At 61.7% G+C, this 12,255-nt stretch carries 9 protein-coding genes, 1 tRNA gene and 1 pseudogene; 6 read left to right on the forward strand and 5 right to left on the reverse strand.

From position 1 onward, the window contains the following. Positions 1–36 precede the first annotated feature (36 nt). The 6 genes and pseudogenes from traA to BN32_RS28230 all read left to right on the forward strand — a co-directional run. Positions 37–2,967: a Ti-type conjugative transfer relaxase TraA gene (gene traA / locus BN32_RS15290; RefSeq protein WP_006023182.1), complete on the forward strand. Its 2,931-nt coding sequence runs from the start codon at positions 37–39 to the stop codon at positions 2,965–2,967. A gap of 129 nt (positions 2,968–3,096) precedes the next feature. After that, positions 3,097–3,312: a helix-turn-helix transcriptional regulator gene (locus tag BN32_RS15295; RefSeq protein WP_006023183.1), complete on the forward strand. Its 216-nt coding sequence runs from the start codon at positions 3,097–3,099 to the stop codon at positions 3,310–3,312. Beyond that, positions 3,305–3,550 (forward strand): hypothetical protein, encoded by a 246-nt coding sequence (locus BN32_RS15300; protein WP_006023184.1) that lies wholly within the window; start codon positions 3,305–3,307, stop codon positions 3,548–3,550. The genes BN32_RS15295 and BN32_RS15300 overlap by 8 nt, the downstream gene beginning before the upstream one ends. Before the next feature lie 61 nt (positions 3,551–3,611). Beyond that, positions 3,612–3,908, forward strand: a complete 297-nt coding sequence (locus tag BN32_RS15305; protein ID WP_006023185.1) for a type II toxin-antitoxin system RelE/ParE family toxin — start codon at positions 3,612–3,614, stop codon at positions 3,906–3,908. A 13-nt stretch (positions 3,909–3,921) separates the two neighbouring features. After that, a complete protein-coding gene (locus tag BN32_RS15310; protein ID WP_006023186.1) occupies positions 3,922–4,230 on the forward strand; it encodes a HigA family addiction module antitoxin in 309 nt (102 codons plus the stop codon). 55 nt (positions 4,231–4,285) lie between these two features. Beyond that, positions 4,286–5,905, forward strand: a pseudogene (locus BN32_RS28230) (recombinase family protein); the annotation flags it as partial. On the opposite strand, the gene BN32_RS15325 reads toward BN32_RS28230, so the two are convergent. The 5 genes from BN32_RS15325 to BN32_RS15345 all read right to left on the reverse strand — a co-directional run bounded on the left by BN32_RS15325 (position 5,876) and on the right by BN32_RS15345 (position 11,979). Then, positions 5,876–5,965 (reverse strand) — tRNA-Ser (locus BN32_RS15325). The pseudogene BN32_RS28230 and the gene BN32_RS15325 overlap by 30 nt on opposite strands. Before the next feature lie 89 nt (positions 5,966–6,054). Continuing rightward, entirely contained in the window at positions 6,055–7,551 is a 1,497-nt protein-coding gene (locus BN32_RS15330) for an alpha,alpha-trehalose-phosphate synthase (UDP-forming) (protein ID WP_040426578.1), read from the reverse strand. A 276-nt stretch (positions 7,552–7,827) separates the two neighbouring features. After that, on the reverse strand, positions 7,828–9,666 hold the full coding sequence (locus tag BN32_RS15335; protein ID WP_019199478.1) for a glycoside hydrolase family 15 protein: 1,839 nt from the start codon (positions 9,664–9,666) through the stop codon (positions 7,828–7,830). Then, the gene (gene otsB / locus BN32_RS15340; RefSeq protein WP_040426774.1) at positions 9,663–10,475 is read right to left on the reverse strand and encodes a trehalose-phosphatase; all 813 of its coding nucleotides are present in this window, start codon (positions 10,473–10,475) and stop codon (positions 9,663–9,665) included. Before otsB ends, BN32_RS15335 begins: the two co-directional genes overlap by 4 nt. A gap of 4 nt (positions 10,476–10,479) precedes the next feature. Continuing rightward, complete coding sequence (locus tag BN32_RS15345) at positions 10,480–11,979, reverse strand: MFS transporter (RefSeq protein ID WP_040426579.1); 1,500 nt, start codon at positions 11,977–11,979, stop codon at positions 10,480–10,482. Between the last annotated feature and the right edge of the window lie 276 nt (positions 11,980–12,255).

Here is a 12,255-nt window from a genome sequence, read left to right on the forward strand (position 1 = left end):
CGACGTGCGCTTCGCCGTGGTGATGTTCGGATCGCAATGGCGATCTTTCATCTTCACGTCAAGGTCATCGGCCGCAAGTCCGGCTCCAGCGCGGTGGCCTCCGCCGCCTACCGCTCGGCCTCGCGGTTGCGCGACGACCGGCTTGAGCGAAGCCATGACTTCTCCAACAAGCGCGGCGTCATCCATTCCGAGGTCATGCTGCCGGAAGATGCGCCCGAACAATGGCGCGACCGCGAGCGGCTTTGGAACGATGTCGAGGCGTTCGAGGTCAGGAAGGACGCCCAGCTTGCCCGCGAGGTGGAGTTCGCCTTGCCACGCGAGATGACGCAAGCACAGGGCATCGAACTGGCCCGCGACTTCGTGCAGTCCGAATTTGTCGATCAGGGCATGATCGCCGACCTCAATGTGCATTGGGACATGGCCGAGGATGGGACGGCCAAGCCTCACGCCCATGTCATGCTGAACATGCGATCCGTGGACGAGGACGGCTTCGGCCCGAAGGTGCGGGAGTGGAACCGCACCGAGATGGTCGAGCGTTGGCGCGAACGCTGGGCCGAACTGGCCAACGAGCGGCTGGCCGAACTCGACATCGACGCGCGCATCGACCATCGCAGCCTTGAGGCGCAGGGCATCGCGCTGGAGCCGCAAAGCCAGATCGGCGCGCCCGCGCAACGGATCGAAGGCGAAGGGATCGAGGCCGCCGACCGCGCGGAAATGCACCGCGAGATCGCGCACAACAACGGCGCCCGCATCATCGCCGATCCTTCCATCGCGCTGGACGCCATCACGCACCAGCAATCCACCTTCACGCGGCGCGACATGGCGATGTTCGCGCACCGGCACAGTGACGGGATCGACCAGTTCAACGAGGTCATGGGCGCGATGCGTGGCGCTCCCGATCTGGTCGAACTTGGCAGGGACGAACGGGGCGAGGACCGCTTCACCACCCGCGACATGATCGAGACCGAACAGCGCCTGCACCGCGCCGCCGAAGTCATGGCGGAGAAGGAGCGCCATGAGGTCGGCGACAGAGACCGCGAAACGGCGCTGGCGCGTGCGGAAGCGCGCGGCCTTGTCCTTTCGGGAGAGCAGGCCGAGGCGCTGGCGCATATCACGGACGGGCGCGATCTGGGCGTTGTGGTCGGTTATGCCGGGACGGGGAAGAGCGCGATGCTGGGCGTGGCGCGCGAAGCCTGGGAAGCGGCTGGCTATGAAGTCCGGGGCGTGGCGCTGTCCGGCATCGCCGCCGAGAATCTGGAAAGCGGATCGGGCATCGCATCACGCACCATCGCCAGCTTGGAACATGGTTGGGGACAGGGCCGCGACGTGCTCACTTCCCGCGATGTGCTTGTCATCGACGAGGCGGGCATGGTCGGCACGCGCCAGTTGGAGCGCGTGCTGTCCCATGCCGCCGAGGCTGGCGCCAAGGTGGTGCTGGTCGGCGATCCCCAGCAGTTGCAATCCATCGAGGCCGGCGCGGCGTTCCGCTCGATCTTCGAGCGCCACGGCGGGGCGGAGATCGGCGAGGTGCGCCGCCAGCGGGAGGACTGGCAGCGCGACGCCACGCGCGATCTGGCGACCGGCCGAACCGGCGATGCGATCCATGCCTATGACAGTCACGGCATGTTGCATGAGGCCGCGTCACGCGAACGGGCGCGCGATGATCTGATCGACCGCTGGGATCGCGACCGGCAGGCGTCGCCTGACCGCAGCCGCATCATACTCACCCACACCAACGACGAGGTTCGCGCCCTCAACGAGGCCGCGCGCGAACGGATGCGGGAAGCCGGCGATCTCGGCGATGACGTGCGCTTGGTGGTCGAACGCGGTGAGCGCGGCTTCGCCAGCGGAGATCGCGTCATGTTCCTTCAGAACGAGCGCGGCCTTGGCGTCAAGAACGGCACGCTCGGCACCATCGAACAGGTCAGCACGCAGAGCATAACCGTGCTCACCGATGATGGCCGTTCCGTTGGCTTCGACCTCAAGGATTACGACCGCATCGACCACGGCTATGCCGCGACCATCCACAAGGCGCAGGGCATGACCGTGGACCGCACGCATGTTCTGGCGACACCGGGCCTGGATGCTCACGGCAGCTATGTCGCCCTGTCGCGCCATCGCGACAGCATGGACCTGCACTATGGCCGCGATGACTTCGCTGACGAGAATAGGCTTGTCCGCACCCTGTCGCGCGACCGCGCCAAGGACATGGCGTCAGATTACGAGCCGGCACAGAGCTACGCCGAGCGGCGCGGCATCACCTTCCGCGGGCGCGTGGAGCGGGTGGTCGAGATCGTCAAGCAGGTTCCCAAGAAGGTGCGCGGCATGTTCGATGGCCTGCGCCTGCCTGCCGATGGCGGGCAGGAGCCGGAACGGGCGGCGCTGGAAAGGGAGAATGCGGCAGACCCGGAGAAGGCTTTGCGCCGCGCCCGGACCAAGGCGCTCATCCGCCATGCCCGCGCCGTGGATGCGATCTTCGAGGTGCAGGAGCGGGGCGGCAATGCCAGCCCGGAGCAGGTGAAGGAATTGCAAGAAGCCCGCAAGGTCTTCGAGGAGGTGCGGCCCCATGGCTCGCACGATGCCGAGGCCGCCTACAAGAAGAGCCCGGAACTTGCCTCGGAAGCGGCCACGGGACGCACCGCCCGCGCGATCCGCGCCCTACAGCTCGAGACCGAGCTGCGCACCGATCCGCAGCGCCGCGCCGACCGCTTCGTGGAGCGTTGGCGGAGCCTCGACCGCGCCAGCCAGCACCAGTACCAAGCGGGCGACATGTCCGGCTACAAGGCCACGCGGTCGGCGATGGGCGACATGGCAAAGAGTCTCGAACGCGATCCGCAGCTTGAATCCATCCTCGAAGGCCGCAAGAGAGACCTCGGCATCGGGATCGACTCGGGCCGCAGCCTTGGTCGGGAACTCGCCTTCAGCCACGGCATCGACCTCGGCATAGGCCGGGGCATCGGACTCTAACACCGCCTATTTTCCGCCGCCTATACCCCACAGCCCTACGACGCCTAAATCACTCTTGCACAACAAGAAATCCTTGGTCTGTCTGGTCTCTGCAATCGTCAGTAAAACCCGGCAGGAGGCAGCGAAGCCATGCCCGCACCAGACCGTATCGTCCGCATGAAAACCATTCTCGCCCGCACCGGCCTGTCCCGGTCCACCATCTACCGCAAGATCGCCGAGGGCACGTTCCCGCCCCGGATTAAGATCAGCATCAACGGCGCCGGCTGGAGGGAATCCGACATCGACCGCTGGGTCGCCGATCCCGTGGCGTGGCGACCGCGAAGCGGGTCTGACTTCAATGACTGATCGGGCAGACACCGCGCCGCATCGCAGAGGCGCCAAGCCGCCGACAGCATCGGAGCAGCTTGAAGCGCTGTTAGGCTATCCGTGGCCGTTCCCCGGCAGGCCGCCCAAACACGACCTCTCCACATGGACCGTCACCGACGATTGGCCCGATCCCGTTCCGGTGACGGAAGCCGAGATCGAGGTCTTCGAGCGATGGTTCGGCGATTTGTTCGACGAACTGTTTGGGCCGGACGCTTGAACATCCCCTATTGCGGAATGAGTTATAGTGTGGTACATACTCCCATCGTTGGAGTGAGCCTGTGATCGTAGGCTTTCGGGATGACTGGTTGCGGGCCTTCTTTGTGGATGATGTCCGCTCCCGCAACATCCCGGCCGATCTCGAAGCCCGGTTGTTCAGAAAGCTCCAGATGATCGACGACGCCGTGACCGATCAGGACTTGCGCGTACCGCCCAGCAATCACTTCGAGAAGCTGCGCGGCAATCTGGCGGGGTTGCATTCGATCCGCGTCAACCAGCAATGGCGGTTGATCTTCCGCTGGGATGGCGTGCGCGGCGAGGCGGACGGAATTTATCTGGACGATCACAGCTACCGATGAAAGCGAGGCAAAGATGCTGACCACCAAGCGCAAGCCGGCGACTGTCGGCGAAATCCTCACCGAAGAGTTCATGCAGCCGATGGGGTTGACGCAGGGTGCGCTCGCCGAGGCGATGGGCGTTCAGCGCAAGCATGTCAACGAACTGTGCGGCAACCGCAGAAACGTGACGGCGGCGACGGCCCTGATCCTGGCCCGTGTGTTCGGCAACAGCCCCGACTTCTGGCTCAACGTGCAGCGGCGCAGCGATCTTTGGGAGGTGATGAACACGCCGAAGGAGCGCGAGCGGATCAAGCGCGCACGCCCGTTGCAGAGCGCGGCCTGAGTCATGCGACCTCACCGCTCGGGCCGGAACAACAGTTGAGAAGGAGGCATTGCCCATGACCGTACCGCAGCGCGCCGCTCTCTATCTGCGCGTCTCGACGGCGCGGCAGGCCGAGCATGATGTCTCCATCCCCGATCAGAAGCGCCAGGGCGAAGCCTATTGCGCCTCGCGCGGCTATCAGCTCGTCGAAACCTATGTGGAGCCGGGCGCATCGGCGACCAACGACCGTCGCCCCGAGTTCCAGCGTATGATCGAGGCGGGCACGTCGAAGCCCGCGCCCTTCGATGTGGTCGTGGTGCACTCGTTCAGCCGTTTCTTCCGCGACCATTTCGAGCTGGAGTTCTATGTCAGGAAGCTGGCGAAGAACGGGGTGAAGCTCGTCTCGATCACGCAGGAGATGGGCGACGATCCGATGCACGTCATGATGCGGCAGATCATGGCGCTGTTCGACGAATATCAGTCGAAGGAAAACGCCAAGCACGTCATCCGCGCCTTGAAGGAGAATGCACGGCAAGGTTTCTGGAACGGTTCGCTGCCGCCCATCGGCTACCGCGTCGTCGCGGCCGAGCAGCGCGGCGCGAAGACCAAGAAGAAGCTGGAGATCGACCCGCTCCACGCGGAGACGGTGCGGCTTATCTACCGGCTTGCGCTCCACGGCGATGGCGACCACGGCCAGATGGGCGTGAAGAACATCGTCAGCCATCTGAACCGCAACCGCATCTTCACCCGCGACGGCGGGCGCTGGGGCATCGGCCAAGTCCACCGCATCCTGACCCGCCGCACCTACATGGGCGAGCACGAGTTCAACAAACGGTCCAAGAGCAAGGAATTGAAACCCATCAGCGAGATCGTCGTCGTGCCGGTGCCGCCAATCATCGACCGAGAGACCTTTGACGCGGTGCAGGCGCTGCTCAAGGCCCGCCATCCCGCAGTGACGCCATCCGCCGTCATCAGCGGCCCAACCCTTCTTACCGGCCTGATCCACTGCGCCAAGTGCGGTGGGGCCATGACCATCCGCACCGGCAAGGGCGGGCGCTATCGGTATTACGCCTGCTCCATGAAAGCCCGGCAGGGGCCGACCGCTTGCGAGGGCATGGCGGTGCCGATGGACAAGCTGGACGATCTGGTCGCCAGCCATCTCGAAGACCGTCTGCTCCAGCCCGAGCGGCTGGAAACGATCCTCGCCGCCGTGCTCGACCGGAGGCAGGAGCGCAGCGAGCGTCAGCGCGAGCACATTGCCGAACTGAACAAGCGAGCGGCAGAGTCCGAAGCGCGCCTCAAGCGGCTCTACGACGCTATCGAGGCGGGCGTCGCCGACCTGGACGACCCGGCGCTCAAGGACCGCATCGACGGCCTCAAGGCCATCCGCGATCAGGCGAAGGCCGATGCCGAGCGCGCCCAGGCCATGCTCCAGAACTCAGGGAGCAAGGCGGTCACGCCGCAGATGCTCAGCAAGTTTGCCCGCGCCGCGCGCCAGCGCATCCGGCTTGAAGGCGGCGGCTACCGCCGCGACCATCTCCGCGCGCTCGCCCAGCGCGTCGAGGTCGCCGATGGCGAGGTCCGCATCATGGGATCGAAGTCTCGGCTGCTTCAGGCGCTTGTGGCGAACGGTAGCGTAAACTCAGTGCCCATTCAGGGACTGAAGTGGCGGAGAGAGCGGGATTCGAACCCGCGATACGGTTTCCCGTATACACACTTTCCAGGCGTGCGCCTTCAACCACTCGGCCACCTCTCCACGCGCCTGTCATGAAGGGGTGCGCGCCGATTTGCAAGAGAGCGCGGGCGCTGACTGAAAATATTCCGTAAATATTTGAAGTTCTGGCGTTAATTGGCCACGGGACGGGGCACAAAACGTGACAAATCGCGCATGCCTCCATTGCCCAGGGACGATCCACCGGCTACACGCAACGGCCGAACAACCGATGGCAACAGGCTCGGTCCCATCGCCATATGCGCGGTCTCCAATGTCTCAATGAATTCGGCAAACCAGTTATGGATCGTGCCCGCCCGCAGCTTGGCCATCATCGCCTCCCACCGCATCCGGCGCTCGGTCGCTGGCATCGACAACGCGGCGGCAATGGTGCGCGCCATGCCGTCTATATCGTGCGGATTGACCAGCAGTGCGGTGTCGAGTTCGTTTGCCGCACCGGCGAATTTTGACAGCACGAGAACGCCAGGATCAATGGGATTTTGCGCAGCGACATACTCCTTGGCGACAAGGTTCATCCCGTCATGCAGCGGCGTCACCACGCCAACTTGCGCAGCGCGATAGAAGCCAGCGAGTACGGTCTGGCTAAACCCCTTGCTGAGATAGCGGATCGGCGTCCAATCCACTTCGCCATGACGGCCGTTGACCTCTGTCACCTGCTTCGACAATTCATCCTGCAGGTTGCTATAGGCCTCGATACCCCCGCGCGACGGCGTCGCAATCTGCAACAACGACACCGAGCGCTTTAATGACGGCTGGATTTCAAATAGCCTGTCGAAAGCGCTAATACGATTGACCAGCCCCTTGGAATAATCCACCCGGTCGACGCCAATCGCGAGCCGTTCGCCATGTAAACTCTTGCGTAGCCGCGACACATCCGGGTGCGATGCCGCGCGCTGGGCCTGCGCCGCGAACCCCTCGACATCGATGCCGATAGGAAATGCCCCGATGCGCGAGGTGCCAAAGCGCGAAGAGACGATGCCGCCCTGGACCTCAAGACCGAGTTCCGCACGCAAATAGGTCGTGAAATTCTCGCAGTCATCTTCGGTCTGGAAGCCAATCAAATCATACGCGAGCATCGACTCGACCAAGTCACGATGATGCGGAACGCCCGCAATCACGCGACGTGCGGGCCACGGTGTATGCAGGAAGAAGCCAAGCGGATTGCGGACCCCGAGATCGCGCATCTCAGCACCCAGCGTGAGGAAATGATAGTCCTGAACCCAGAACGCCGCGGTCGGCTTGTTGAAGCGCATCAGCGCGCGCGCCATGAATGCATTCACTTCGCGATAGCACTGATAGTTGTCCTGCGACACGCTGATTAGATCGGTACGCGAATGCAGCGCGGGCCATAAGGCAGAATTGGCGAAGCCTTCATAATAGCCGCCATAATGTGCTGCAGGAAGATCAAGCAACGCCAGAGCGCCTGCGCCAAGCGATTCGATTTCAGCAAAAGAATCCTTGGAAACATTGTCGCGGACGCGACCGGATGAGCCAACCCAGATCGCGCCGGATTTTTCAACGACAGGCAGCAGCGCTGCTGCCAGTCCACCGGTCATCGGCTCATTTACTTTTGCACGAGCGACACGGTTGGAAACAACGACGAGATCCACAGGGTGCCCTCCTAGCTTTGCAGTCGCAAAACCAACACCTGTTCATCAATATGGTTCCTTGCCACCCTTCAGACTGATTAACGTCAAATTCAGGCGAGCAAAGTGGAACCGGGTTCCATTAAGCAAAGGGTGAAGCATTAAAAACGATTTGCATAGTCTTGACACAACTGGAATCGCGCAACGCGCACGTATGCAAAATACCGTCACGTATTTCGTGCTTCATCGCGATGAAACGAATCCGATACAACCGAGCGCATAGCTTTCGAAACAGCAATGCTAACTGCGCCAATAGCGATCTTCCCAGTTCCGCGACAACTTCATGCCGGTAAGAATTAGTCCCGCCATCGAATAGGTCTGCGGAAAATTCCCGAACAGGGCACCGGTTTTCGGATCAACGTCTTCCGACAACAGGCCGTAGCGGTTGCGATGGGCAAGCGCATCAACAAATGCCTCGCGTGCTTCCTCCCGCCGCCCCTGCTGCCACCATGCATCGATCAGCCAGAACCGGCAGATCAGGAACGCAGTCACGGGCAACCCGAAATCATCTTCTGCCGCGTAGCGCATCACGTGCTTCTCGCGCAGCAACTCCCGCTCCATGACCGCCACCGTCTTGATGAAGCGCGGATCGTCGACCTCGCATACGCCAAGATCAGGCAGCAGCAGCACGCTGGCATCGAGATCGTCGGAGCCGAATGCAGCAGTGAATGCTTCGCGTTTCGGGTTCCACGCGCGTTCGAGTAACTCCTTATGAATGGGATCGGCAATCGAATTCCAGTAAGCTGCGCGATCGTGCAAACCGAGCCGCGCCGCAATAGATGCAAGCCGGTTAACGCCGGCCCAGCACATCGCCGCAGAGTGTGTGTGAACACGTTGGCGTCCGCGATATTCCCAGATTCCGGCATCGGGCTTCAGCGCCACACTGGCTGCTTTCTCTCCAAGATCCTCAAGCAGATGAAACAGCTTCTCCCCACCCGGGGTCGGCAACCGGCGATCAAAGAATAGCGGCAGCGCCGCGAGGATCACGCTGCCATAGGTATCGTGCTGGCTCTGCGCGACGGCAGCGTTGCCGACGCGAACCGGGCCATCGCCCCGATAACCCTTGAGATCGGTCGCTATCCATTCGTCGAGCGGGAGATTCGGCACGACGCTGTAGACCGGTTTCAACGGCCCATCTGTGTTTGCTGCCAATGACAGCGTGAACCCGATGAAATCCTCCATCGTCTGCGTCGCACCAACGCGATTCAACGCCTTCACCACGAAGTAGGCATCGCGCAGCCAGCAGAACCGATAATCCCACGTGCGGCCAGAACCCGGCGCTTCTGGTATCGATGTGGTGTGCGCGGCGATAATGCCGCCGGTCTCCTCAAAATTCGACAGCTTGAGCGTGATCGCGGCACGAATGATGGCTTCCTGATAGTCATAAGAGATGTAGAGACGCCGCACCCAACGCAGCCAGTACGCCTTGGTCTGCTCGGCGAACGACTTCGCAGTCGCCGCGAGGTCGCCGGGATAGGGTTCGTCATGACCAAACACCATGTGCACCGGCCGCGTCAGCACGAACGGCGATTCATGCTCGATCATGGCGATTGGCGCATCAGTGGTGACGCGAACCGATGATTCTTCCTCGACATAACGGATGTGATTGCTGCCAAGCGAGCTGCGCTTCAGCGGTTTGCCATAGGCATGCGTCGGCCGGATGCGAATGGTAATACGCGGCAACCCGGCAATCGGCTCGATGATGCGAAAGAGCTGCGGCGGCCGGAACATGCGTCCATACTGTCGAAAACGCGGTGCGAAATCGGTAATGCGAACGGCATTGCCCTTGGCATCGGTCAGAATGGTTTCAACCAGAGCCGTATTGCGGACGTATTCGGATTTGAAATCCACCATGCCGTCGAGCATGACGTCGCTGAAACCTTTCTCTTCGTCGCCCGCAAGCAAACGGGAGAACACCGGATCGGCATCGAAGCGCGGGAAACACCACCACACCAATCGCGACGTCGGGTCGACCAGTGCTGCTGTTTTGCAGTTTCCGATCACCGCGAGATCGAGGCCATGATCGATCTTCGCGCCAGTTTCAGTCTGTGATGCAGTGACTGCCTTGGGAATATTCATTGCGCTGCCATCGCTTCTTCGTCGAGCAAGTGCGTGAGCCAGGCGCGAACGTCCTTCGGGGCTTTGAATTGCCCGTTGACGCCGTGCGCACGCCGGCCCACCGAGAATGACACTCCGTGAAACGCCGGCATGATGGCGAATACGGATTCGTCGGTGACATCGTCACCAATGAATATGGGATTGCGCCCGGAGAAAGGCGCATGATTCATCAATTCGCGAACACCGGTCGCCTTGGTGAAGCCCGCAGGCTTGATCTCGCACACGAATTTCCCCGGAAGCACCTCAATCGGCGCTTGCGGCAGATCGGCGCGGATCGCGGACACCGCTTCGTAGATCGTTCGCTCGAATTGCGGCGCAAGCCTGTAGTGTAACGCGACGGAGTATCCCTTATCCTCGTACAGGATGCCGGGGCTGAGGTGAGAGATGGCGATGAAACGTCGCTTCAGATCATTATCCATCGGCGGGGCGTGTGATGCGACCGCCTCGCTCTCGATCGACAGCCGCATTTCCGCACCATGACCGCCAACGGCCGGAAACTGCAGCGGTGCAAAGATGACATCGATGTCGGTCAGCGAGCGGCCGCTGACCAGTGCAAGCGCGCCATCCAACCGGTCGTGCAGCGTTTGAAGAACCAAGCCGAGTTCCGGCGGCACCACGACGTCACGGGGTGTCGGCGCAAGTTCGAGCAGTGTGCCGTCGATGTCGAGCAGCAACGCTGTCTGGTCCAGTTCCGGTGCAATTCCAGCCGGGGCCGACAGAACGTCTGCCACAGCTCTTGCGGTAGAATTCTCAATCACGCGATCATCCATCCGGTTACTCTTGCGCCGCCAGCGGCCGCGCAACCTCCTCAAGTGATTTGCACTCGGCATTTATGCAGTAGCGCCACGCGATAAAGGCCGCGGCAATCATCAAAGCAGATCCGAGCAGGTAGCCGGCGAACACGCTGTCGCGCGAGCCGGTGTCGATCAGGACGCCAAACAGCGCAGGCCCGGCGATGCCGCCGATGCCGGTGCCGATCGCATAAAACAACGCGATGGCCAGCGCGCGCACCTCGATCGGGAATGTCTCGCTCACAGTAAGATACGCAGCACTGGCTGCCGGCGACGCAAAGAAGAAGATCACCATCCAGGCGATCGTCTGGGTTTGCGCAGTGAGTGAGCCGATCGAGAACAGATATCCCGACACGGCGAGCAGGATACCGGACACGCTGTAGGTCAGCGCGATCATGGTGCGCCGTCCAAGGGTATCGAACAGCGAACCGAGCAGCAGTGGCCCGAGAAAATTTCCAGCCGCGAAGGGCAGGATATACCAGCCGACATTTGCGGCGGGGATAGCGAAGAAATCTGTCAAAACCAAAGCATAGGTGAAGAAAATCGCATTATAAAAGAATGCCTGCGCCACCATCAGCGACAGTCCCACCAGGGAGCGACTGCGATAGGTCCGGAACAGGGTGACGGCGACCTCGCGCAACGGGGTATGCGTGCGCATTTTCAGTTTGATTGTGGGGAACTGAGAACCGCTGCCACGCGCCTCGGCCATTACCGAGGATTCGATGTCGTTCACGATCTTCAAGGCCCGCTCCGGTTGGCCGTGAATTATCAACCAGCGCGGACTTTCGGGAATCCAGAACCGCATCACAAACACAATCAAGCCAAGGCTAGCGCCCGTCAGAAACGCCAGCCGCCAACCCTTTTCAGGATCGATGACATTCGGATCGAGCAGGACGATTGCGCTCACGGCACCTATCGCCGCCCCGATCCAGAAGCTGCCGTTGACGATCAGATCGGTGCGACCGCGATAGCGTGCGGGCACAAGCTCCTGAATGGTCGAATTGATTGCGGTGTATTCGCCGCCGATGCCCGCGCCGGTCAAAAACCGGAAGAATGCGAAGCTTGCGAGACTCCACGAGAATGCCGTTGCCGCGGTGGCCGCTAGATAGACCGCAAGCGTCACAAAGAACAGTTTCTTGCGCCCGATCCGATCCGTTAGCCAGCCAAAACCGGTCGCTCCGAGAACGGCGCCAGCCAGATACGCACTGGTGGCGATGCCGATATCGGTGTTGGTGAACTTGAGAACCGGGCTATCCTTCAGCGCACCCGACAATGCACCCGCAAGCGTCACCTCGAGACCATCGAGAATCCAGGTGATGCCAAGCGCCGCGATCACGCGGGTATGAAATCCGCTCCATGGCAGCGAATCCAGGCGTGCGGGGATATCTGTCTCGACAGTTCCTTGGGCGAGCGTGATAGCGGAAGCGCTTTTCCGCGGTGAGGTCTGTGCCGGGGAGATCTGGATGTTTGTCAAAGCTGACATCCCGCCGTCCCTTCTCCCGGTTCCACTTTCGACCCTTCGATGGACGCCGTGACCGGCGAAACTGGTGGCGGGCACTGCCTAATGCAAAATGCATTACGGCAAGTGTTGAAATTTTGCGCAGGTTCCCCAACACGCAACTATCAGCGAATGGCGCGGACCTGATGGTTCCATGCCGCTCCGCCGGACGGCGGCACAACCGCCACCGTCCGCAGTACCAACACCGCGAGGAGAAAGTGGTTCCATCTGGAACCCGCGACCGGACCGGCCACACGGGTT

The sequence above is a fragment of the Afipia birgiae 34632 genome (assembly GCF_000308295.2).
Classification (GTDB): Bacteria; Pseudomonadota; Alphaproteobacteria; order Rhizobiales; family Xanthobacteraceae; genus Afipia; species Afipia birgiae.